The 24,072-nt window shown below is 40.7% G+C and carries 21 protein-coding genes and 1 tRNA gene; 11 read left to right on the forward strand and 11 right to left on the reverse strand.

The features are described 5' to 3' along the window. Window positions 1–300 precede the first annotated feature (300 nt). Window positions 301–1,560: an aromatic amino acid transport family protein gene (locus H5154_RS18800; protein WP_182719257.1), complete on the forward strand. Its 1,260-nt coding sequence runs from the start codon at window positions 301–303 to the stop codon at window positions 1,558–1,560. A 72-nt stretch (window positions 1,561–1,632) separates the two neighbouring features. Here the strand turns inward: H5154_RS18800 and H5154_RS18805 are convergent, their stop codons facing one another. Continuing rightward, on the reverse strand, window positions 1,633–1,824 hold the full coding sequence (locus tag H5154_RS18805; protein ID WP_182719258.1) for a hypothetical protein: 192 nt from the start codon (window positions 1,822–1,824) through the stop codon (window positions 1,633–1,635). 523 nt (window positions 1,825–2,347) lie between these two features. Here H5154_RS18805 and H5154_RS18810 point away from each other — a divergent pair. Next, on the forward strand, window positions 2,348–3,097 hold the full coding sequence (locus H5154_RS18810) for a tetratricopeptide repeat protein (protein WP_182719259.1): 750 nt from the start codon (window positions 2,348–2,350) through the stop codon (window positions 3,095–3,097). Between the two features lie 130 nt (window positions 3,098–3,227). Here H5154_RS18810 and H5154_RS18815 read toward each other — a convergent pair whose 3' ends face one another. After that, the gene (locus H5154_RS18815; protein WP_220491389.1) at window positions 3,228–3,719 is read right to left on the reverse strand and encodes a hypothetical protein; all 492 of its coding nucleotides are present in this window, start codon (window positions 3,717–3,719) and stop codon (window positions 3,228–3,230) included. After that, window positions 3,716–4,051: a hypothetical protein gene (locus H5154_RS18820; protein ID WP_182719260.1), complete on the reverse strand. Its 336-nt coding sequence runs from the start codon at window positions 4,049–4,051 to the stop codon at window positions 3,716–3,718. The genes H5154_RS18815 and H5154_RS18820 overlap by 4 nt, the downstream gene beginning before the upstream one ends. Before the next feature lie 178 nt (window positions 4,052–4,229). On the opposite strand from H5154_RS18820, the gene H5154_RS18825 reads away from it, so the two are divergent. Then, entirely contained in the window at window positions 4,230–5,003 is a 774-nt protein-coding gene (locus H5154_RS18825) for a hypothetical protein (RefSeq protein ID WP_182719261.1), read from the forward strand. A 37-nt stretch (window positions 5,004–5,040) separates the two neighbouring features. Further along, the gene (locus tag H5154_RS18830; protein ID WP_404936192.1) at window positions 5,041–7,026 is read left to right on the forward strand and encodes a P-loop NTPase fold protein; all 1,986 of its coding nucleotides are present in this window, start codon (window positions 5,041–5,043) and stop codon (window positions 7,024–7,026) included. A 426-nt stretch (window positions 7,027–7,452) separates the two neighbouring features. On the opposite strand, the gene cysQ is transcribed toward H5154_RS18830, so the two are convergent. From cysQ to cysG, 6 genes are read right to left on the reverse strand one after another with little or no spacing between them, the layout of a single operon-like run. Then, window positions 7,453–8,223 carry a 3'(2'),5'-bisphosphate nucleotidase CysQ gene (cysQ, locus tag H5154_RS18835; RefSeq protein ID WP_182719263.1) on the reverse strand — a complete coding sequence of 257 codons (771 nt, stop codon included), beginning with the start codon at window positions 8,221–8,223 and terminating at the stop codon, window positions 7,453–7,455. A 3-nt stretch (window positions 8,224–8,226) separates the two neighbouring features. Continuing rightward, window positions 8,227–8,826: an adenylyl-sulfate kinase gene (gene cysC, locus H5154_RS18840; RefSeq protein ID WP_145238262.1), complete on the reverse strand. Its 600-nt coding sequence runs from the start codon at window positions 8,824–8,826 to the stop codon at window positions 8,227–8,229. Between the two features lie 30 nt (window positions 8,827–8,856). After that, on the reverse strand, window positions 8,857–10,581 hold the full coding sequence (locus H5154_RS18845) for an SLC13 family permease (protein WP_182719264.1): 1,725 nt from the start codon (window positions 10,579–10,581) through the stop codon (window positions 8,857–8,859). A gap of 30 nt (window positions 10,582–10,611) precedes the next feature. Then, a complete protein-coding gene (gene cysN, locus H5154_RS18850; RefSeq protein WP_182719265.1) occupies window positions 10,612–12,039 on the reverse strand; it encodes a sulfate adenylyltransferase subunit CysN in 1,428 nt (475 codons plus the stop codon). Next, complete coding sequence (cysD, locus tag H5154_RS18855; protein WP_145238271.1) at window positions 12,039–12,938, reverse strand: sulfate adenylyltransferase subunit CysD; 900 nt, start codon at window positions 12,936–12,938, stop codon at window positions 12,039–12,041. The genes cysN and cysD overlap by 1 nt, the downstream gene beginning before the upstream one ends. 52 nt (window positions 12,939–12,990) lie before the next feature. After that, window positions 12,991–14,412: a siroheme synthase CysG gene (gene cysG / locus H5154_RS18860; RefSeq protein WP_149983363.1), complete on the reverse strand. Its 1,422-nt coding sequence runs from the start codon at window positions 14,410–14,412 to the stop codon at window positions 12,991–12,993. Window positions 14,413–14,688: 276 nt separating this feature from the next. Here cysG and deoC point away from each other — a divergent pair, with 276 nt between their 5' ends. After that, complete coding sequence (deoC, locus tag H5154_RS18865) at window positions 14,689–15,438, forward strand: deoxyribose-phosphate aldolase (protein WP_182719266.1); 750 nt, start codon at window positions 14,689–14,691, stop codon at window positions 15,436–15,438. Beyond that, complete coding sequence (locus tag H5154_RS18870) at window positions 15,425–15,925, forward strand: hypothetical protein (RefSeq protein WP_182719267.1); 501 nt, start codon at window positions 15,425–15,427, stop codon at window positions 15,923–15,925. Before deoC ends, H5154_RS18870 begins: the two co-directional genes overlap by 14 nt. A gap of 58 nt (window positions 15,926–15,983) precedes the next feature. On the opposite strand, the gene H5154_RS18875 is transcribed toward H5154_RS18870, so the two are convergent. Continuing rightward, on the reverse strand, window positions 15,984–17,120 hold the full coding sequence (locus H5154_RS18875; protein WP_145238283.1) for a CsgG/HfaB family protein: 1,137 nt from the start codon (window positions 17,118–17,120) through the stop codon (window positions 15,984–15,986). A 120-nt stretch (window positions 17,121–17,240) separates the two neighbouring features. After that, window positions 17,241–21,230 carry a two-component regulator propeller domain-containing protein gene (locus H5154_RS18880; protein ID WP_310736625.1) on the reverse strand — a complete coding sequence of 1,330 codons (3,990 nt, stop codon included), beginning with the start codon at window positions 21,228–21,230 and terminating at the stop codon, window positions 17,241–17,243. Window positions 21,231–21,395: 165 nt separating this feature from the next. Between H5154_RS18880 and H5154_RS18885 the strand changes: the two genes are divergently transcribed. The 5 genes from H5154_RS18885 to rplA all read left to right on the forward strand — a co-directional run bounded on the left by H5154_RS18885 (window position 21,396) and on the right by rplA (window position 23,898). Further along, window positions 21,396–21,472: transfer RNA gene (locus tag H5154_RS18885), tRNA-Trp, on the forward strand. A 132-nt stretch (window positions 21,473–21,604) separates the two neighbouring features. Continuing rightward, a complete protein-coding gene (secE, locus tag H5154_RS18890) occupies window positions 21,605–21,982 on the forward strand; it encodes a preprotein translocase subunit SecE (protein ID WP_016710555.1) in 378 nt (125 codons plus the stop codon). A 4-nt stretch (window positions 21,983–21,986) separates the two neighbouring features. Next, entirely contained in the window at window positions 21,987–22,544 is a 558-nt protein-coding gene (gene nusG, locus H5154_RS18895; protein WP_145238289.1) for a transcription termination/antitermination protein NusG, read from the forward strand. Window positions 22,545–22,760: 216 nt separating this feature from the next. Continuing rightward, the gene (gene rplK, locus H5154_RS18900; protein ID WP_008108462.1) at window positions 22,761–23,189 is read left to right on the forward strand and encodes a 50S ribosomal protein L11; all 429 of its coding nucleotides are present in this window, start codon (window positions 22,761–22,763) and stop codon (window positions 23,187–23,189) included. A 4-nt stretch (window positions 23,190–23,193) separates the two neighbouring features. Further along, window positions 23,194–23,898, forward strand: a complete 705-nt coding sequence (gene rplA / locus H5154_RS18905; protein ID WP_145238292.1) for a 50S ribosomal protein L1 — start codon at window positions 23,194–23,196, stop codon at window positions 23,896–23,898. Window positions 23,899–24,072: the final 174 nt, after the last annotated feature.

Below are 24,072 nucleotides of genomic sequence, written 5' to 3' on the forward strand. Positions count from 1 at the left end.
AGTTAGCGAGAGTAAAGTTAGCGAACGTTTGACATAGGGCGCGAAAAGTTTATTTTTGTAAAACTCGAAACTCGAAACTCGAAACTCGAAACTCGAAACTCGAAACTCGAAACTCGCAAATTTATTTCCTCTATCAGCTAAAGAATTTTGATTTTATGACTGTTTCAAATTCATGACAGTAAGTAACTCAGTAATTACAAAATAGGCTGTAATATTTAGTTAATTATGTCGCCAAAAACTGAAATAATGTGTTGATTTCTATATGCTCTTGCCAAATTATTATACTAATAGGTGAAGTGCATGAACTCTTCCACTGATGCTGCGCAGTTTGACGCAGTGACAACAAGTAAACCGAAATGGAACTTTCATGATACCCAATGGGTGTTGAGTCTTTTTGGTACTGCCGTCGGTGCCGGTATTTTGTTTTTGCCAATTAATATTGGTATTGGTGGCTTTTGGCCGCTGATCATTTTAGCGTGTTTAGCGTTTCCAATGACTTTCTTAGCCCACCGTGGTTTAGCGCGTTTTGTATTGTCATCAAAGAACAAAGATGCTGATTTTACCGATGTGGTTGAAGAGCATTTTGGTGTGAATGCTGGTAGATTAATTTCATTATTGTATTTTTTATCAATATTTCCAATTTTACTGATCTATGGTGTTGGCCTAACCAATACTGTTGATAGTTTTATAGTAAACCAATTAGGTATGGAAGCACCTTCTAGAGTATTGCTTTCAGGAGTTTTAGTTGCCAGTATGATCAGCTTGATGCTCGGTGGTGAAAGGCTAATGTTGCGTGCTTTTGCTATTTTAGTGTATCCGTTAGTCGGTATTTTATTGTTTTTATCGTTGTATTTAATTCCGAGCTGGCAAGTACCCAATATGGCCTTTCCTGAGTTTGCAGGCTTTAGTAAAACGTTATGGCTGTCAATTCCTATTATAGTGTTCTCATTTAGCCACGCAGCGGCGATCTCAAGCTTTGTAAACGTACAGCGAGGTCATTATGGTAAACAAGCGACAGCTAAGTCCGAGGCGATTCTAAAGCGCACCAGTTTATTACTGATAGTGTTCGTTCTATTGTTTGTATTTTCGTGTGTACTTTCATTAACACCAGAGCAAATGTTGCAAGCAAAAGCACAAAATGTATCCGTGTTATCATACTTAGCTAATGTTACTGACAACTCATTTATTGCCACCTTTGGCCCGCTAGTCGCGTTTATTGCTATCACTTCATCTTTCTTAGGTCATTTTTTAGGAGCAAGAGAAAGCTTTAATGGGCTTGTTACTAAACAAACAAGTTTGTCGCTGAAAAACGCTGACAAAATTGGTGTTGCTATCATGTTCTTTGCTATTTGGTTTTGTGCTGTTAAAAACCCAAGTATCTTAGATATGATGGATCAACTATCAGGGCCGATTATTGCGATGATATTATTCATCATGCCAATGATTGCTGTTTATAAAGTTCCAGCATTACAAAAATACCGTGGCCGTTTTAGCACCTTGTTCGTGTTAGCGGTAGGCTTATTAGCGGTAGCTGCTTTGATTTATGGCTTTGTTGCTTAGCAAGTAGCTTTAGAGACTTTAGTTAGATTAAATAAAAGCCCTGTAGGTGACAAACTTACAGGGCTTTTTAGTTTATGCTATTGCAGCTAGGGCACGGGCTCTAATATCAGCGGCAAAGGCTAGGCCTTTTTTGAAACTTGTTTCAGCAGCGCTAATCGCATCTGCATCGCCATTCGCTGCAAGTACAGCTTGGCTTAGTGCATTATAGAGATTTTTAATTTGCGCTTGGTAGGCTGAATCAATCGCACTTTCAATAGTCGTCATTAGGTCTTTTTTATAATCAATTAAACTGAGAATGTTAAAACACAATAGCTGATATTGAGGAGCTTTGTTGATGTTACAGGTGTTAATTTAGGTTTATAAGCTAGCGCTCATAGTTTATTGTCCCAGCGGTAGGTCAGGTTTTTGCCTGACAATATGACGGAAAAATCCCGGTTTATAAAAATACCAATACCAAACCTGTAGGAGCGACTTCAGTCGCGAACATATGAGATAATGATTTTTAGTTCATTAATGGCTAAAGCCACTACCTACTCGCAGTAGAGCTTACGAGACGGGATAAATCCCGACCTACAAAAGAACACGAAGAGCAAATCTCTGTACAGCGCAAAACGCCTCGGCGTGCTGTGGTGTGATTATCTTTAATACAATACTGTGGCCTTTTTCGAGCTTAAAGCTCTTTGAGGAGCTTATCCATCAGTTGAAGTATTTTTAAATACAACTTAAAATTGATGGCTTGCAACGGTTAGGTCTTCTATTTAACCAAAGTAATAATAATGGAGATCAAATGGTCGATAAAGCAACCTTATACCTCGAAGATATCTTAGAGGATGCATTTTATTTTTTGCAGAATGGCGATGCGAAACAGGGTAAGTACTTGCTGAAAAAAGCAGCTAAAAAGTACCCACGTCATTACTTGACCTATTATGGGGTCGGTATAATGGCTGTACTCAAAGGTGATTATAACTTAGCTATACAAAACTTGCTGAAATCCATAGCAGTTAATGGTGAATATGCTTTAGCTCACTATAACCTGGCGATTAGTTATCAAAAAACTGGAAAGGTTGATTTATCTATTAAGCACCATGTTGCAGCATTGAAGTATGCATCACCAGAAGAGACTGACGTTATTACTGCGTCTAAAGAAATTATTGAGTTAGTTGAAAAAGGCTTGCCGACAGGTTTTACTATTGAACAGTACCTTGAAGATTCAGAACGTTTCGATAGGGGCTTTGAATTTCTCCAAACAGAGCAGTATGAAAAAGCTATTCCCTTGTTTAAAGTGATTGCATCAAATCAGCCTAAGCATGTGCAGGCTAAAGGGAACTTGGGGATTTGTTATTTAATGTTACAGGATTATATGCAAGCGCGAGATTACTTTGAGCAAGCGTTAGCACTTGATCCAGACTATGGACCTGCAAAGAAAAACCTAGCTGTATTGAACAATATAGAAACCGGGCTATTGAGTAAGCCTTTGGATATGCAATCAACTTATTTTTATGCAGAAAAAGTAGCACGAGCTGATAAAATAACTTAGCAATCGAATGGTTCAAGCTTATCGCTTAAAGCTTTACTGCTTTCTTTGGTTCAAATAGGCTGAATGTTGTAATACTCAACTCAGCCTACGATGAGCAATGTAATTATTTGCTCATTTTATCAAGGCTTGGCTACTCGAAGTTTTCCATTGTCTTCATTAAATTAAATGGCTTATTTAATTTTTCTAAGCTAGAAAATTGTTCACGTATATCTTCAGGCAAAATAAAGTAATCAGCTTTAGTTCGCTCAAAAGTTAAAGGGATTGCCATAATTAATTGGTTGTACTTATCAAGCATGGTTTTATCGCTATCTTTTAAGGCCTGCAATTTTGCTGAAAGCAATGTGAAACGCTGCAACTCATCATGTGTGCATAAATCTTGCGTCTTTGCATAATGATAAGATAAAACACTACTAAGCACATTCCAGTCATCTGAAATATGTTTAACGTCATCTGGAGTTATAACTATTGCTGTTTGCTGACATTTTTCAAGTTTAGTGTCATATGCTTTTATTGAATTATGGTATTCAACCGTTAAATAACTAGTGAGGTTATTTTCGGCTATATTTGCATATGTTAAAAAGGAACTGAATAAAGCAAGAGCGAAAACAATAAAATTATTCATTTTGCAGCCTCGCAACCGTTATAAACAGCCTTCCAGAACTGCCTTTCTTTAGATGTTTTAGCTTTAATTGCTTGAAGACCAGATATCGTTTCTATGGTTTTTCGAGCTATGCTTGGGGAGCTTTTTAGTGCAGTAGAAAAAGCATCAAAATCAGTTTGAGTGAGGTTATAGTGACTTTTAATGATGCCATTACCCGCAAAAATGTTAGCAAAAGTACCAACTGTAATTGTTGCACTGAGCCACTGATTAATTTCTTTTATTCGCCTTATTTCTTTTACAGCTAGCTTGCCACGCTCAGAAAACTCCAAATCGTCAATTTCAGGACATCTCATTAATTACTCCTTGTTATTGAATTCCGTAAATATAAAGCCTAGCAAAAACTGTCTAAAAACTGTACCTGAAAATTGTAACCAATATATAAAAAATACTGAGTTTCTATTTTTATTCAACAGGGTATACACTGATTGAGTTATTTGAAATGCAAACTAGATTCCTTATAAGGATATTAAATTGTCGCAGTCTCTTCCTATTCCAGCCCAGCGTTGGTTATCACTGTTATTGTGCGCAATTACAGCGGCCGCAATTACAGTATTTTTAAGTAACGTCAGTTTTGTACGGCAAGCCTATGCAAGCTGGGGCAGTATTTTATACGCCAATTCTGTACTGCACTATAGTTTTGCTTTTCTTTCCGGCATTGGCATCAAGCTAATGCTTGATAAGTTTTATATCTCCCACGCCAAACGCAGTATGGGGTTTAACTGGCGATATCCGCCAGTGACGATAAGTGTATTATTTGGCTTACTTTTCATTGTTGTTTATGTGTATGTAACTAACAATGAAATAGAAGAACAACTGACAGCTTATGCATTTGTAAGTTTCAAGTTTCTGTCACTGAGTTTTTTAGCTGCTGCAGCGACTATTATCTATCAAACTAAACTGTATACGGAAAAACCGATATTTTCTGTTGCACTGTGCGCGGTATCAGCATTTTATTTATTTTCAGCCATAAACTTAGTTGAGATAGAACATGCATTTTGGGTATTTTTCTTTATAGCAGTGGCTTACTTAGGCATGTCTATTTATTTGTTATCAGAGCAACTAAGAGTGTCTAACAAAGAATTGATAGTTGAATCAAAACAAAAAGTAGAGTTTAAGTTTGAGAGTTTAGAACATTTCCAGAAATGGTTTAAAGACGATTTACCTGTTCAAAGCACCACGGAACTAGAACCGGACTTACAGGTTTATGCACAGCGCATCACTGAGCGACTAAACAGGTGGCGATAAAGAAGGGTATGAGAGAAAGGGAGCGCAACATATCGCACTGTGTGGGCCATTTGGATGCGGAAAAAGCAGCATTGTTGCAGCAATAGCAAACGAGCTCAAAAAGCCTAAAAAAATAGAAGCTGGATTATCAGATGAAGAAAAGCTAAAAGTAGAACAACAAAATAAGATTAATTGGATCTATAGCGATATATCAACGTGGGGCGCAGCCAGTGGCAGTGTCGCGCATGTGATACTTAGCAATATTATTGATGATATCAGCCAGCACATTGATATGTGCGCCTTTCGTGCGTTACCGAAACATTATACCGAAGCCCTAAAATCAGGCGGCAGCTTTTTTCAATTTGCTTCAACGTTACTCGCAGGCCCTGTTGATATCGAGCAAAGCTTTCAAAAACTTAATGATGTCCTTGAAGTAACCAACCACAAATTACTGATCACTTTACAAGACGTAGATCGTGGTACAGGCGATGAGAACGAAAAACGTTTAAATGATATCGCGGCACTATTGGATAGGCTTAAAAATAAAGATTTAAGTCGTATCAACTTTATAATCGCGATGGGTAATGAAAATGAAGTTGCTGCTGAAGTGATCTCAAAAGCAACGGATTATAGAGAGGATATTTTATCATCTGATACTAAAACAATTTTAGTTAATTTTATAATCAGTTCTTTAGATGTCGCTGTTAATTCTCATCAACCTAAAAACAATAAGCATTTTTATATCTTAGAGGATAGCAAGTTCATTGATTCTACACTTATTGCTAGCTGGCGTTTACAAGAATTGAGTAACCTACCTTTTTATAATTCAGTAGCTTTAGTCGATAAGAAAATAACTTCATTAAGAGAGTTGAAAAAAATTCTAAGAAGAGTATCTCAAATATGGCAACCTACTGGGTTGATGGGGGAGGTTAATTTTATCTCACTATTAATGGGCATTACTATAAAAGAAATCTCGCCACAGAAATTTAATAAACTCCTTCAAAATAAAAGCTATCCGCCATATTATCAAGGATTCGATCTTACAGAATTCATCGAAAAAATTAGTGAATACGACAACACTAATAAAGATAACTTTATATTTGAATATTACAACGTAATGTTTAGCTTAGAGTATGACACTTCTTCTGAGAAGAAAGATGTGATTGAGGCTTTTAAATCAAAAGGTAAAATAACTGATAAAAAAACTTTAGAAAAAATAGAAATGCAGCATAGAAAACTAATTTTTAGTGGTAGTAATAATTACCTTCAATATGTTGTACGTAAATATGAAGATGTTTGTTATTTAGATAGGCTTGTATTGGAAACACTTCCTAAAGATATATGTAGTGACCAAGAAATAATACAAGATATACGTTCTTTTTTTGAAATTAAGAAATCTGATTTTAATAATTTACTACCTATAGTTACTAAAATATTAAGTTATAACACCACCCAACAATGCAGTTTTGAAAGATTCATGTGTGTCAAAGAGATGTTTAGTATTGATGACTTAAATAAATACCAAAAGTCAATAGGTTTTGATTTAACTGCTCAGGAGAGAGGCAAGCAATCAGAATATTTAGTTATGGGGGATATCAATGAGACACTTATTAAAATAATAGCTTTTAATATGACTGTTGAATGGTTATATCCGCTATTTGAACAGTTATGGAGTAAAAATGAATCTGTGTATAATAATTTTTTACGTGAATTAATGAGTTCTATGGGCTTTGAATCTGAATTGTATAGTATCTTGCGAAGAGGTATCAAAAAGGAAGGTGGCGTAGAAGCTACATTTACTTATGGCCTGTTCAAATCATATTTACAGCAGGGAAGTGAGTTGGATACATTTCAACTGGACGGTTTGAAACTACCTAGGTTGTTAGGTGAGAGTAACATTACAAATGTAATGAATTTTGTTAATTCGTTTGATGAAGCTGATTTTAGAAGTATTTCAAATGCTCCTAAACTAAATGAAAGTATCAAAAAACTACTTCATAAAGAGAATGCATTTAACCAATTGGTACGTAATTTTCTATATTAACGAGTACAAGCGTCGTATTTATGACGGACCACTTTAAGCTTATGGCTTGGAATCTTTTGTGGTTCTGGCTTTAGCCTGAAAAATGTGACGGGGTAAACCCCGACCTACAAAAACAAACAACCTCTGTGTAGCGCGAAGCGCCTCGGTGAGCTCTGTGGTGAAATTGTCTTTAAATTAAAAACCGAGCGAGGTTTTTCGTGGCTGAAGCCAACTCCTACGAGTGAAGAGTCGGGCTTAAACTTACCGTTTAAAGCTCTACAGCTTATGATTCAGCCTCTATGTAGCGAAGCGCCTCGGTGTTCTCTGTGGTGAAATTGTTTTTTCAAATAGAATGCAGAGCAGGATTTTTCGTGGCTGAAGCCAACTCCTACGAGTGAAGAGTCGGCCTTAAACTTACCACTTAAAACTTACGGCTTATAGCTTGGTTTATTCTTCCAGTGCTGAAACTACAAAATACGGATTTAAATATTCATCCTTAGTATTGTAAACAAGCGGGCTGCCATCAAGCTTAGTGACTTTTGCGCCGGCGATTTCGGCTATAGCATGGCCGGCACCGGTATCCCATTCACAGGTTGGGCCTAGGCGTGGGTAAATATCGGCGCTGCCTTCGGCGACTAAGCACAGTTTTAGTGAACTGCCTTTTGAGACCATTTCAACCTCGTCAAAGCGTTTTACAAACTCTGCTAAATCCGGTGATGGATGCGAGCGGCTGCCGACTACGCGGATAAGGCCTTTGTTTGCTTTGGTGGTGACTTTAAGCTCAATGCGCTCATCACCGCGGTCCTTAAATGCGCCGATTGCCTCTGCTGCCAGATAAGACACGCCTAGCGCAGGCGCATCTACTACCGCTAAGATAGGCTTGCCGTTTTCAATCAAGGCGATGTTAACGGTAAACTCACCGTTCTTTTTAATAAACTCTTTAGTGCCGTCGATTGGGTCAACCAGCCAATAGCGGGTCCACGTTTGACGGATATCCCAGCTGATATCGGCACTTTCTTCACTTAATACTGGGATCTCTGGGGTTAAGTGGGCTAGGCCATTGGCAATCACTTTGTGAGCTGCAAGATCGGCGTCGGTTACAGGGCTTTCATCAGCTTTGTACTCAACGTTAAAATCCTTTTCATAAATCCCCATAATAGCGCTGCCAGCTTGGCGGGCAAGGATCAGTATTTCTTCGAGCAGTTCCGTTTGGTTCATGACTTAACCTTTAATAATTTGCTGTTGTTTTAGATACGCTATCAGCTCTTGCACCGATTGGTCTAGGGTGTTTTTACTGGTATCTAAGATTATTTCCGGTGAATGGGGTATTTGGTAGTCTGAATCTATACCTGTGAAGTGTTTTATTTCACCTGCGCGGGCTTTTTTGTATAAGCCTTTTGGATCGCGGCTCTCGCATACGTCCAGAGGTGTGTCTAAAAACACTTCGATAAATTCACCGTCATCGACTAAGTTTCTTACCATATCGCGTTCAGCGCGAAATGGGGAAATAAATGCGGTGAGTACCAATAATCCAGCATCGACCATTAGTTTAGCGGTTTCACCAACGCGGCGAATATTTTCGATACGGTCTTCGTCGCTAAAGCCTAAATCTTTACACAAGCCGTGGCGTACATTGTCGCCATCTAGCAGGTAGGTGTGAATACCTTGTTGATTGAGTGCGCTTTCAAGGGCGTTTGCTACGGTGCTTTTACCTGAGCCGGAAAAACCAGTGAACCATAAAATAGCCGGTTTATGGCTTTTGTGTTCGCTACGTTGTGCTTTAGTAATGGCATAGTTATGCCAAACAATGTTCTCATCCATTATAAAACTCTCTTATGAGTAAGCGCTGGCTTAAAATGGAAATACCAGCGGGATCAGGGTTAATACCGTTATTGAATAAATAATAGAAAGCGGTAAACCCATTAATACATAGTCTTTTAAACGATAATTGCCGGCGCTATAAACCATCAGGTTAGTTTGATAACCAAATGGTGATATAAAGCTTGCAGATGCACCAAAGGCGACCGCCATAATAAACGGCAGCGGGTCAACATTAAAGCCCATTGCTAATGCATAAGCGACAGGGAATGATAGTGCCGCTGCGGCGTTATTGGTGATAAGTTCGGTGAACATTACTGTCATTACAAAAATCGCGATAAACGCGCCATAGGGGCCAAAATCACCGAGTACATAAAACAATGCTGCAGATATTTGTCCAGCTAGGCCGGTGCCTATCATCAGTTTAGCAAGGCCAATGGCGCTACCAACTACAGCAAGTAATTCAATAGGAAAACGGCGTTTTACTTCGCTCAGCTTTATCGTTCCCGTGAGCATTAAGCCAATCAGCAATACTAATAAGCCTTTTACCAGTGGTACATAGCCAATAATACTCAGCCCAAGTACCGTTGCAAAGCTCGCTAATACTAAGTTAGATTGCTTGGGCGCTAAGTGAGTTTGTAAATCAAGCCCGGAAATATACACAAATTCGCGTTTTAAATTAGGCAGACTATAAAAGTCTTTACCTGGTGCGAGGATCAGTGAGTCTCCCGCTTGCAGCTGCACTTTACCAAGGCCACCTTGTAAGCGGTCATGGCCGCGACGAATAGCGATAACAGCGGCATGAAACTGTTCACGAAAACGCGCTTCTTTAACTGTTTTTCCTATAAATTTAGATGATTGGCTGACAACAACTTCAACGAGGTGCTCAACATCTTTTTGATGTTTATCGTGAACTATTTTTAGCCCGTCAAAGCGCGTTAGCAGTGGCACTGATTTGATGTCACCGACAAACAGCAATACATCGCCCGCTTTAATCACTTGTTGCGGGGTCACTGCACAAATGCGTTTATCGCCGCGAATAATTTCCGCTAGGAATAAGTCTTTAAGTTCGCGCAGGCCATTTTCTTCTACGCTTTTACCAATTAGTTTTGAGCCTTCTTCTATTTTACCTTCGAGATAAAAAGGCACCACTTCTTGATCGTTTTTGCCGTTGTCTGGCAAATATTTTAGCATCACTAAAATAGTGATCAGGCCCACACTTAATGCGCCTAACCCGACTATGGTAAAGTCGAAAAAGCCTAGCGGTGCCATGCCTGCATCAACGGCAAAACCATTGACGATTAAATTTGTTGAAGTACCAATTAAGGTAATTGTGCCACCTAAAATAGCAGTATACGACAGCGGTAATAGTAGCTTTGAAGGTGAATGGTTTGGATTGTCTTTTATGGCAGTAATGAGCGATGCGACAACCGCTGTATTATTGGTAAATGAGGATAAAAACGCTGTAGAAAGTCCGAGCTTAGTGACTGAGCTGGTTAAACTTCCTTTTGATAATGACTGGGCAAGCTTTTGTACGAGTGTAGTTTTTTCAACCGCAATCGAAACCAGTACTAATAACACTAAGGTGATCAGTGATGGATTGGCGTAGTTGATCAGCATATCTTCAAGGTCGATTAACCCGCCTAGATATGCGGTGCCAATGGCGCCAACAAAAAGCCATGCTGGCTTTAGCCGCGTGCCAAACAGGCACCCGACTAAAGTTAGCATAATGCCTGTTAATACTAGCTGTTGATACATGCTTTATATGTCCTTAACAGGCAAAGTTGGTTATTTAAGCTTTGATATATCAAGCGCTTGCCAATGTGGGAAGTGCTTGCGTACTAACGCATTAAATTCAACTTCAAACTCACTAAAGTTACCCGTTTGTTGTTGCTTAGCAAGCACGTTTTCAATCATACCCGCCGCAACAGTTAAGTTAGATAAACGATCGATTAAAATAAACGCACCGGTTTCGTGATTGTTGTGATAAGCATCGGCCAAAATGGTTTCGGTCAATTCTAGGGTAACAATCGCGATTTCGTTTAACTGCAGGCTGTTTGCGCTACCGTGTTCAAGGGTGTTCACATCAATGGTGTGATCAATCTTTTTCACGATAGCCGAAGTATTTTTACTGCCTAGCTTAAAGTTATAGCTTTTACCCAGTACCAGCGGCGCTTCGTGCATCCACACAAGCTTTGCTTGTACTTGGTTAGTTACAGTCGCTGTTGAATCAGCAGGAACGATCACGTCCCCTCGGCTAATATCAATTTCAGTGTTAAGCGTTAAAGTAATTGCTTGACCAGCTTCGGCTGTGTCTAAGTTGCCGTCAAAGGTGACAATCTCTTTAATGCTTGAGGTTTTACCTGATGGCAATACTTTAATAGCATCACCAACGCGTAATTTTCCTGAGGTCAAAGTACCTTGGAAACCACGGAAGTTTAGGTTAGGGCGTACTACATACTGCACAGGGAAACGCGCTTCAAAGCCAGTGTCTGTTTCAGCTGCTGGTGAGTCTTCTAATAACTCAAGCAGTGGTTTATCTGTGTAATATGGTGTGTGCTCTGAGCGTGTTACTACGTTATCGCCTTTAAGCGCCGACATAGGCACAAACTTGATGTTAGATACGTTAAGTTGCTCGGCAAATTTTAAATAATCGGCTTTAATGCGCTCATAAACGGTTTCGTCAAAATCAACAATATCCATTTTATTCACGGCAACAACAAACTGTTTAATACCCAATGAATCACAGATAAAGCTGTGACGCTTAGTTTGTACTTGCACACCGTAGCGCGCATCAACAAGAATAATCGCTACATCACTGGTTGATGCACCGGTTACCATGTTGCGGGTGTATTGCTCATGCCCTGGAGTATCAGCAATAATGAATTTACGTTTAGCCGTTGAAAAATAACGGTACGCTACATCAATAGTTATGCCTTGCTCACGCTCAGCTTGTAAGCCGTCAACCAGTAGTGCTAAATCGAGCTCTTCACCGGCATTACCGACTTTTTCGTTATCTTTATGCAGTGCTGCTAACTGATCTTCATAAATTTGGTGGCTGTCGTGCAGTAGGCGGCCAATTAGGGTTGATTTACCGTCATCCACACTACCACAGGTCAGCATACGCAATAGGCTTTTGTCTTGTTGGCGAGCAAGATAGGCGTCGATGCCAATTGCTTTTACTTCGTTAATTGTATCGCTAGTATTAATAGACATTAGAAATAGCCCTCACGTTTTTTCTTCTCCATTGAACCTGCTGAATCGTGGTCAATTACCCGACCTTCACGTTCAGATGACGTAGATAGCAGCATTTCTTCGATAATCTCAGTCAGTGTACTGGCTGTTGATTCCACTGCACCGGTAAGTGGGTAACAACCTAAAGTACGAAAACGAACAGATTTCATCATGGGTACTTCGCCTTCTTTAAGCGGCATACGCTCATCATCAACCATGATCAAAGTACCATCACGCTCTACAACAGGGCGCTCTTTGGCTAAGTAAAGCGGAACCATATCGATGTTTTCTTGATAGATATATTGCCAAATATCAAGTTCAGTCCAGTTAGAAAGTGGGAATACACGGATGCTTTCGCCAGGGTTAACTTGACTGTTATAGGTATTCCAAAGCTCTGGACGTTGGTTTTTTGGATCCCATCTGTGGTGTTTATCACGGAATGAATAAACACGCTCTTTAGCGCGAGATTTTTCTTCGTCGCGGCGTGCACCACCAAACGCGGCATCAAAGCCATATTTATCAAGCGCCTGTTTTAAGCCTTGGGTTTTCATGATATCGGTATGCTTACCAGAGCCATGAGTAAATGGGCTGATATCAATCGCTAAGCCTTCAGGATTTTTGTGGACGAGTAAGTCAAAACCGTACTCTTTTGCTAAGCGATCACGAAATTCGATCATTTCTTTAAACTTCCAGTTGGTATCAACGTGAAGCAGTGGAAACGGAATTTTACCTGGGTAAAACGCTTTACGCGCTAAATGTAAAAGTACCGATGAATCTTTACCGATTGAGTAAAGCATAACTGGGTTCTCAAACTCAGCAGCAACTTCGCGCATGATTTTGATACTTTCAGCTTCTAATTGCTGAAGGTGAGTTAAAGCCATTGTTAGTCGTCCTACTAAAATGATTAAAAGTTAAAATCTAAATAGTTTAAAGCTATGCCACGTCTGTAAGCGGTTGTGCAAAGCTACTAGTTTGGGCTTTTGTGCCAAACCAATGAAGTTCTTCATGTAATGAAGCAACTTCACCAATAATTAATAATGCCGGTGAAATAATGCTGTGACGCTCGATTAAATCGGCCAGCTCACCTAATTTACCGGTTACAACGCGTTGATTTTTGCGAGTACCGTTTTCAATAATTGCCACGGGTGTATCTGCACCGCGACCATGTTTTAATAATTGTGCTTGAATATGGGGAGACTTAATTACACCCATATAAATAGCCAGAGTTTGGTTTGGTTTTGCCAGTGATTGCCAATCTAGTTCTTGACCGTCTTTTTTACAGTGACCAGTTACAAACTGTATGGCTTGTGCATGGTCACGGTGCGTTAGCGGAATACCCGCATAAGCGCTACAACCTGCGGCAGCAGTTATGCCAGGGACGATTTGGTAATTTACGTTATTGGCTGCCAGTACTTGAACTTCTTCACCACCACGGCCATAAATAAACGGGTCGCCACCTTTAATGCGGCACACTTTTTTACCTTGCTTGGCAAGGTCAACTAGCATTTGGTTAGTATCTTCTTGCACGACACTGTGATCGCCTAAGCGTTTACCCACACAAATTAAATCAGCATCGCGGCGTACTAGCTCCATAATTTCGTCAGAGACTAGAAAGTCATACACCACCACATCAGCTTGTTGCATTAGTTGCAGTGCTTTCAGTGTTAATAACTCTGGATCTCCTGGACCTGCGCCAATTACGTATACTTCACCTTCAGGATCCAGTTTGCTATCGAGTAATTGTTCAAGCTGTACGCTTGCGGCAGCTGTATCACCCGTTTGTACTTTGCTGACGACAGATGAATCAAATACGCCTTCCCAAAATTGGCGACGATCAGCAAAACTCGTGAAGCGCTGTTTTACTTTGTCGCGAAAGCTGCCAACTAAACTTGCAAGCGGGCCGATGTGTTGTGGAATAAGCGTTTCTAACTTCTCGCGTAAGCGCCGTGCTAATACCGGCGCTGTGCCAGCACTTGAAATTGCAATAGTGATCGGGTCACGATCAACAATTGAAGGAAAAATAAAGGTGCATTTAGGTTGGTCATCCACCACGTTAACGAATACATTTCGTGCATTTGCTAGTTCAAATACGCTGTTATTTACGTCATCATTGTCGGTTGCGGCAATGACCAGCATTTTGCCATCAAGGTGTGATTCGTCAAAAAAAGCGTCAATTAGAGTGACATCATTATTTTGTGCATGCTCTTTTAATTCATCACAAAACCAAGGTGCTACTAAAGTGACATCAGCGCGAGCTTTCAAAAATGCACGGCACTTACGTAACGCAACCTCTCCACCGCCAACAACCAATACAGGTTTATTGTCGAGCTTGGTAAAGATAGGTAAATATTGCATGTGTAGACCCTTGGAAAAAATTACAGCAAAGATGCTTTTCAGAAACTCAGAATATAGTGGCGTAAGCTAAGTAAAAAATAATTAAAACCCAGTTAATATAACTAAAAGTTATATAGGGTTGTCCGATTTGGCTTAAGCCTTAGTTAACAGGGGATTGCGCCGAGTTACAAGTACTATAATGACTATATATCGAGCTTAGAGTGTTTGGTTATTAGCTATAGCGAGAATAGTTAAATTTGGTACTATTGCTAATACATGAACTTACTTGGTGGATTTATGACAACGCAACTAACTGATGCGGCATTGGCCGTGCAATTAATGGATTTAACCAGTTTAAATAGTAATGATAGCGCGGCAACAATACAGGCCTTGGTGGCTAGTATTAAGCCCAACCTAGGTATTCCGGCTGCAGTGTGTGTTTATAGTGAGTTTGTTGATGACGCCAAGCTTGCTTTAGCTGAGCGCGAGCTTAGTTATGTAAAAGTCGCCACAGTAACTAACTTTCCCTCAGGCAACAGTGAGCTAAGTGAAGTAATTAATGAAACATTAATCGCAATAGAGCGTGGCGCAGATGAAATTGATTTGGTGTTACCGTATCAAGCCTTAATCGCGGGGGACGAAGCCACAGCACTAGAATATGTGCGTGCCAGTAAAGAGTGTTGTCCTGAACACGTACAATTAAAAGTAATTATAGAATCCGGCGCACTAAAAACAGCGCAGTTGATAACACTGGCGACAGAAATAGCAATTGCCGGTGGTGCTGACTTTGTTAAAACCAGCACCGGCAAAGTAGCTACAAATGCCACTCTTGAAGCAACCGAAGTGATGTTAAGTACGATTAAAAAGTCGCCGCGTGTAGTCGGTTTTAAAGCTGCAGGTGGCGTGAAAACGGTTATGGATGCAAGTAATTACTTACAGCTAGCGACTGATATTATGGGAGAAAGTTATTTGAATCCGTCAACATTTAGATTTGGTGCATCAAGCCTGTTAGCTGATGTATATGCGGTACTTAATGACGCGTCATAGTGAGCAAGAAAAATTACAACTTGAGCATGATGCAGGCAAGTTGTTCTTGCGTTGCTATGAACATCGCTTTGGTATTCCAATGCGCCATATTTGGCATAATCAGCCGAGTAAACCAGATATCAGTTGTTATCGTAATGAACAGAAGCTTGATATTGAAATAGCACATTTATATGCCAGCGAAACCGAAGCCATGGCAGTACTCGGCAGGCCTTTATCTATAAGCATGCAACGAGATCTTGCTGATATGGCAATGCAACCAAGTGAGCAGCGGCTGCACTGTGCACTGCAGCGGTTATTAGAACAAAAAGGAAAAAAGCATTATCAATCAGAGCAAACATGGCTGCTTATTCGTAACGCCAGCACCATTTGGCATAAAGCGGATTTTGACCCTGAGTTACAGAATATAACGATACCGCTTACCCATCCTTTTCAACAAATTTGGTTGCTTTGTGATTTTTATCAGGGCGAGCTGTTACAGCTGTTCTAAGTATTTAGATGGTATAGCAGCCAAGAATAAACTGGCTGCTAAATAACTTGATCTTTGGTTAGTTAATTTTAAACATACTACCTAAGCTCTCAAGCCCTGACTTATTGGTTTTAGCAATACATTGACTTTCATCGAGTGACTTTTTGGTTGCTTCGTCTGCAAGTCCCGACACTTTTAATTGTTTCTCTTGTTGGTATTCGCGCAGTGCGATAACTGTTTGACGATCGTACTTAACATCTTCAGTTTCAAATTCTTCATAATCGGGTTGGTTTTTTAAATAACCTAAACAGACTAGATTCATGCGAGACATGGCTAAATCCATCTTTTCATAATGCGGCATTCTATGTGTAGGAACATCGACTTTTGCTACTGGAGCAACGGCTTTTGACTTGGCAGCCGTGGTCGTAAGCGGTGGTGGTGCTGTGTATCCAGGTGCAAGGGTATTATTACTGTTATAGCGATAGTAAGTGGCAGGGACTTTAGTTTGTAAAAACTCTACAGCTTTGATTATCACTTCGCGGAGCGCTTTTTCTTTAGGGGTGTTTGACCAGCCACTTAAATTACCACCGACCAATGCACCACCAAAATTAGTTGCCGCACTGGTAAAATCAAAATCTTTGCTACCTCCTTCGACGCTGGTGGCTGCTAAAATACGTGAGGTGCGAGTATCGATAAGGCGTAAATCAATCGCCATATGCGAGCCTGAAAAACCTGCCGATACTGAGCTAAACACATCACCTATAAAACCGCCAGTACCAACACTGGCACCTGAGCTGTCGTCATCAAATTCAGTTACCGCTGCTACCACAACTATTTCGGCTCCTTCAATTTCACCGTAAGCTGCCCCTGATGCTGCGCTAACACGACCCGAAGCCGCTAGATCTTGCTCAGATAACACTGCATCTAACGCTTGGCGTTCAAGTACGATAAAGCGATTGGTGCCTACCAAAGCTGTGGTGAGTTGGTCGGCCATGCCTTCACCTATTTCTTTTCGCCACCAATGAGAGTCATTCGATTTATCGGTAAAGCGTGCCACGGCAATACGCGCTTTTGGACCATTATATTGTTGTTGGGCGACTTCATTAATGTTTGGTGAATCTTGGTTTGAAGTGACCTTGGTCGAGGTACTTTGGCAAGCGCTAAGACTGCTAGCAACGAGGGTTGCCAACAGTACTTTTTTAGTTGTTGTGAGCATATGATTTTCCTTAATTAATGTGCCAAATAGAAACAGTGAAGGTTTTTATTCTACAAATTGTTTTAAAGTTAATTTAAAAAAATCATAAAGTTAAAAATAGTACTGAGGCGAACACTTTGGTCACACAGGCGAAGTTTTTGCATTCAGATTGGTTTTTTCTCTAAACTGCTTAGGCGAAACGTTATGCTTTGCCTTAAAGCAGCGAGCAAAGTAACTTTGTGAGCTAAAGCCGACTTTTTCAGCAATTAAACCTATGCTCAGATCGCTGTCGCTAAGTAACTTTTCAGCATACTCTAAACGAGTATTACGAATATAATCACTGGGAGTTAAATTGTAGAGTGCTTTCATTTTCAGTTGTAAGGCACGTGGGCTTAAATATAATCCTGCAGCGAATTCTTCAATACTAAACGCTTCGTTGTGATAGTTATCACGGATGATGTTTTTCAGGCGTTCGGTAAATTGGTAATCTTTACTTTGTGTAAGCTGCGGATCGAGTACCAGCGGCGGAGCATGAGCCGCAAGCTGCTTTGCTAAGTGCCGATTAAGGACTGCACGAATACTCAGTAACCCTTGTACTCTACTGAGCAGTAATTGCGGCTCAAATGGTTTACTTAAAAAATCATCTGCTAGTAAATCAAGGCCTTTTAGTCTGCTTTGTGTATCGGCTTTTGCTGACAATAATAACACCGGTATATGGCTGGTAATGTTATTTGTGCGTAGCGCATTAAGTAATTGATAACCGTCCATGCAAGGCATCATCACATCGCTGATCACTAGATCTGGCATTTCTGTTTGGCAGATGGCTAAGCCTTGTTCGCCGTTAATAGCACTTAAGCAGTGGTACTCAGTAGCAAACAAAGTCAGCAGTAGTTCGCGCATTTCGTCGTTATCTTCAACAATCAGTAGCTTTTGCGAATTGCTGGGGCGGGTTGCTTCATTTACTGGTGCTGCTAGCGAAGTTGCGCCATGCTCTGCTTCAGTCAAAGGCAGAGATACAGTAAAACAACTGCCTTTACCTACTTCACTTGTTAGTGAAATCTGCCCGCCGTATTGCTCTAGCAATTGTTTAACTAAAGCAAGGCCAATTCCACTGCCGTTTTGATTTTGTGCTGCAACACGCGTAAAGCGTTCAAAAATAATGCCTTGTTGGTGTTTTTCGATGCCAATACCGGTGTCAACAATCGCGATATGAGCCATGTTATTATGCACTGATAAGCTAATCTCAACTTGACCGCCTGAGTGGGTATATTTGAGGGCATTACTAACTAAGTTGGTAATAATTGACGTTGCATGTTCTGGCTCAAGGGCTATGCAGCAAGAGCCTTGGCTGAGATCTGTCATTGTTACGTGAATACCTTTTTGTTCAAACAGCACCGTGAAGTCAGCAACCAGCTGCTTTATAAATGGTGCTAAAGGATAGGGCGAAACGTAATGTATAGCGCAGCTGGGGCGTTGGCTTAGCTGTAATAGTTGATTTATTAAGGTCAGCAAACGTAGGCTATTGCGTTTGATCATCGATAATTGTTTTTGGCTAGCTTGATCTTTATGGTTTAGCTGCAAGCTTTCAAGTGGCGCGAGTATTAAACTCAGAGGCGTTTTTAATTCATGGCTAATATTATCTAAAAATTGACTTTTTAAGCGATTCAGTTCACGGGCTTGATTACTTGTTTGTTCGGCCAGCTTAGCGCGGTATAGCGAGGCCGCAATAAGCCAAATAATAACCCCAGTGAGAAGAACATAACCGGCATAGGCAAGGCGACTTTGCCACCACGGCGGCACCACCGTGAAATCGAGCATAGCTTTAGCATTACTCCACTGGCCATACTGATCTTTTACTTTTAGTTGCAGCTGATAGTCGCCTGCGGGCAGTTGCGGGTAGTTTATTTGTCGTTGTTGTGCGTTGGTATATAGAAATTGCTTATCAAAACCAGCGAGTTTGTATCCATATTGATATTGTTGAGGTGCCGACGGGCTATTTAATGCTGAGAACTTAAAGCCTATCACGCCGACACCTTTGTTAAAGGAGAGTGTTTGTATATAGCTAATTAATTTCGCAGCTTGAGTCTCGTGCTTAGTGTATGGGGCAGTGGCTATCGCTTGATTGTTAATTAGTAATTCGACTAACACAGGCTCTGGAGTTGTAGCTGCCAGCTGTAGCTTAAGCGGATCAAATTGATTAAAGCCGTTGATCCCGCCAAAAAATAGTTCACCGTTCTGCGCTTGATAAGCCGCGCCGAGAATAAATGAATTATGTTGCACGCCATCACGGGGTAAAAAATGCTGCATATTTTCAGAGCTGGGCTGATAACGTGTTAAACCTTGGTTGCTTGCCAGCCACAGGTAACCTTTGGCATCCTGTTTAATGGCAAAAATATTATCGTTTAGCAGGCCATCATGCTCGGTGATTCGGGTTATCTCTGCCGTTGTTTTATTCAGTTTATTTAAGCCTCCAAAAGTACCCACCCACAGTGTATTGTCATCTTGCAGATGAAGGGCGGTAACCATGTTATGACTTAAGCTATTTGGGTTTGTTTGATCGGCTTGATAATGGCTAAATTCATTGTTGTTGAGGGTGAGTTTATTTAAGCCAACTCGAGTACCAGCCCAAATTGCATTAGCAACGTTATCGTAAACGAGGCTAAATACGGTGTTGTTCGATATACTATTGTGTTGTTCCGAGTGCTTAAAATGCTCAATGGTCAAGTTATCGGGGTTAAACAGACTTAAACCTTGATTGCTTCCCAACCATAAGTTGCCGTTCCGATCGCTGGTGAGCGCATAAATGTTATTGCTGCTGAGCTGGTGGCTTTGCACTGTGAATGATGTAAAGTCATCGCTTTCGCGGTTATAACGCAATAAACCGCCACCATAGGTGCCAATCCAAATACGCTGTTGGCTATCTTCATAAAGGCTGAATATATTGTTGTTGGTAAGGTTGCTGGTATCGACGTGATAGCGCACAAAGCCATCTTTTGTTTGTCTATTTAACCCGTTGCGAGTACCGACCCATAATTGCCCTTGCGAATCTTTAAGTAAGGCCCGGATAAAATCATGGCTAATACTGTTAGGGTCATCGCTGTGTTGTTGATGATTAAATTGATTTTGGCGCATATCGTAGCGTTGTAACCCATAACCATCAGTGCCTATCCACAGAATACCTTGCAGGTCTTGATACAAAGACAGTAAGTAATCATTAACAAGCCCATGACGTTGCTGTGGAAGGTGTTTAAATTGGCTAAAGCTTGTCAGAGTTGTTTGATAGTTGGGATTATAATATAAGCCTTGGCCGTAGCTGCTAAGCCAAAGATGCTCGTTATTATCGATTAAAATATCGCTTATCCATATACCATCTAGTTGTTTTATATCATTAAACTGTTCACTTTCTAAATCAAAGACACTAAGCCCTGTTTTACTGGCAATCAGTAGCTGCCCTTGTGGCGTGAGTTTTAGGCGCCATAGTTGCTTTTTACTTGCTGAAAAGTGGCTAAATTTAGCTGTTTTTGTATCAAATTTTATTAATCCTTCATTACTGGCCAGCCATAAATTTTGCTTAGCATCAATCACCATATCCTGAAAAATAATACTACCTTGGGTGTTTGGCGAGTAGGTAAAGTAGGCAGTTTCATGCTCGGCTACATTTAGGCGAGTTAAGTTACCATCTTCATGGCCTAACCATAAATTATTGTGTTGATCAGTAAGCATTGACCAAATGCGGTTATCTTTAATCGCTAATGGACTGTTACGGTTAAAATGAGTGAATATACCGGTTTCTGTATTTAGGGCGTTTAGCCCTTGTGTAGCTGTAGAAAACCACAGCAGATTATTGTCAGTGGTAACACAGTCGGTGATCCAATTACTCGATAGACTTGGCTGGGTTGGATGAGACTTAAAGCGTTTAAATTCATAACCATCAAAACGGTTGAGCCCACCTTGGGTGGCGAACCAATGAAAACCACGGCGATCAGTTATGCTGCAAGTGACAGAGTTTTGCGTTAACCCCTGTTCATTAGAGAAGGAGTCTAAATGTAAAGACAGTGCCAGCGCGCTGTTATGAAATAGCCATAAAAAACCAATAATGGCCGGATAGATAGTTGTTTTTATTGTTAGCACGTGCTTCCTCGTGCGTAGTAATATCCCTTGAATTGAAACAATCATAAACTGCTTTTTAATCAATGTTAAGATGGATTTTTCAATCTAGTGATGAGATTTTGACTTATGGGCATCTTTTACACTTGTGTTAATGAATTGCGTAAGTATAATAGGCATCCACTTTGCAGGGGCGTAGTTCCAATTGGTAGAACAGCGGTCTCCAAAACCGATGGTTGGGAGTTCGAGTCTCTCCGCCCCTGCCATTTTATCCTGTTTGTGGGTAAAGTCTGAGGTTAAAAATCGGTTTAAATAAGTCTGTTTTTAAGTTTGGATTTTAATGGATTAACCCTGCCATAGTGTAGGGTTGTTGTGTCTGTAGTTAAGGTAATAATATTATGAGCACGAATGTAGAAACTCCATCAAGTGCGATGGATTCAGTAAAGTGGCTTGTGGCAATTGCGCTACTTGCAGGCGCAGTAGTTGGTAACTATATGTACGCAGATCAGTCTGTGTTATTACGTGCTATTGGTGTTGTTGTTGCTGTTGCCGCTGGTTTGGGGATTGCATCACAAACTGAAAAAGGGCGTACCTTCCTTGCTTTTGCAAAAGAAGCACGCATCGAAGTACGTAAAGTAGTGTGGCCTACGCGCCAAGAAACTACCCATACGACATTTATTGTAATGGTTGCAACTGCGATTATGGCACTTATCCTTTGGGGATTAGATGGCATTTTATTCCGCGCAGTAGGCTTTTTAACTGGATTGGAGATCTGATCCCATGTCGGATGAGAACAACGAAAAGAAACTACGTTGGTACGTAGTACAGGCTTTCTCAGGTTATGAGAAGCGTGTTGCACAAACTATTCTTGAGCATATCAAGATCGAAGGTTTGGAAGATAGCTTTGGTGAAGTATTAGTACCTACTGAAGAAGTGGTTGAGATGCGCGCTGGTCAAAAGCGTAAATCTGAGCGCAAGTTCTTCCCTGGTTATGTACTTATCCAAATGGATATGAACGATAAAAGCTGGCACTTAGTAAATAGCACCGCGCGTGTTATGGGCTTTATCGGTGGTACGTCTGATCGTCCAGCACCAATTAGCGCTAAAGAAGCTGATCGCATTCTTAACCGCTTACAAGAAAACGCTGAAGCGCCTAAGCCTGCAACGTTATTTGAACCAGGTGAAGTGGTGCGTGTTGTTGACGGCCCATTTGCTGATTTCAGTGGTGTGGTTGAAGCTGTTGACTATGAAAAGAGCCGCGTAAAAGTATCGGTACTTATCTTTGGTCGTTCTACTCCTGTTGAACTTGAATTTGGTCAAGTTGAGCAAGATAGATAAACAAATTAACTGATTTATACCAAAAAATATATTGTTTGGTATAAAGCTTGAAAAAGGCCGCTGATTAACTTATAATCAGCGGCCTTTTTGTATTCAAAGTAAGCATTTCTTGGTTTGTATACAGAAAAGTGAGAAACCAATTTTTAAACTGGGAAGCCGCTAGAGTACGCGTCCTCGCGCGCACAAGGCTAAGACCCACCTAATGAGGTATTTATAATGGCTAAGAAAGTTGAAGCTCTAATCAAGCTACAAGTTGCTGCTGGTATGGCTAACCCTAGTCCTCCAGTAGGTCCAGCACTAGGTCAACACGGTGTAAACATCATGGAATTCTGTAAAGCGTTCAACGCACGTACAGAATCTATCGAAAAAGGCGCTCCAGTTCCTGTAGTGATCTCTGTTTACGGCGACCGTTCATTTACGTTCGACATGAAAACGCCACCGGCTGCTTACTTACTTAAGAAAGCTGCAGGTATCAAATCTGGTTCAGGCCGTCCTAACACTGAAAAAGTAGGCACAGTAACTCGTGCTCAACTTGAAGAAATCGTTGAGACAAAGAAACCTGACCTTACAGCTTCTGATTTAGAAGCTGCGGTTCGCACTATCGCAGGTTCTGCGCGTGCGATGGGCTTGAACGTAGAGGACTAAGATAATGGCTAAATTAACTAAACGTATGCGTACTATCCGCGAAAAAGTGGAAGCGACTAAAGATTACGAAATCACCGAAGCAGTTGCTCTTTTAAAAGAGTTAGCGACAGCTAAATTCGTAGAAAGTGTTGACGTTGCTGTTAACCTTGGTATCGATGCTCGTAAATCTGACCAAAACGTTCGTGGTGCAACTGTACTACCTAACGGTACTGGTCGTGACGTTCGCGTTGCAGTGTTCACACAAGGCGCTAACGCAGAAGCTGCGAAAGAAGCTGGTGCTGAACTAGTAGGTATGGAAGATCTTGCTGAGCTAGTTAAGAAAGGCGAGATGAACTTTGACGTTGTTGTTGCATCACCAGACGCTATGCGTGTTGTTGGTCAACTAGGTCAAATCTTAGGCCCACGTGGTCTAATGCCAAACCCTAAAACTGGTACTGTAACACCTAACGTTGCAGAAGCAGTTAAAAATGCTAAAGCTGGTCAAGTGCGTTACCGCAATGACAAAAATGGTATCATCCATACTACTATTGGTAAGGTTGATTTCACAGTTGAGCAACTTCAACAAAACCTTGAGTCGCTAATTGTTGCGCTTAAGAAGGCTAAGCCTTCACAAGCAAAAGGTGTTTACGTTAAGAAAGTAACCATCTCTACAACAATGGGCGCAGGTGTTTCTGTTGACCAAAGCACTTTAACAACAACTGTTGTTTAATTGAGTGTTTACATGGCGTGAAATTTATACTATAATTTTGCGCCATTTTGTTGAGAAATTTTGTTTTCTCAACAAGTAAAGAATTCGGGTTGAAGTCCATAATTTCGGTGCGCCTTCGGGCAAAACGATAAATTGGGCTTCCGTCCAAGACCGTAGGTGGCTTCGGCCTTAATA

This window comes from Pseudoalteromonas sp. SR44-5 (genome assembly GCF_014163675.1).
In the GTDB taxonomy this organism is placed as follows: Bacteria; Pseudomonadota; Gammaproteobacteria; order Enterobacterales; family Alteromonadaceae; genus Pseudoalteromonas; species Pseudoalteromonas rhizosphaerae.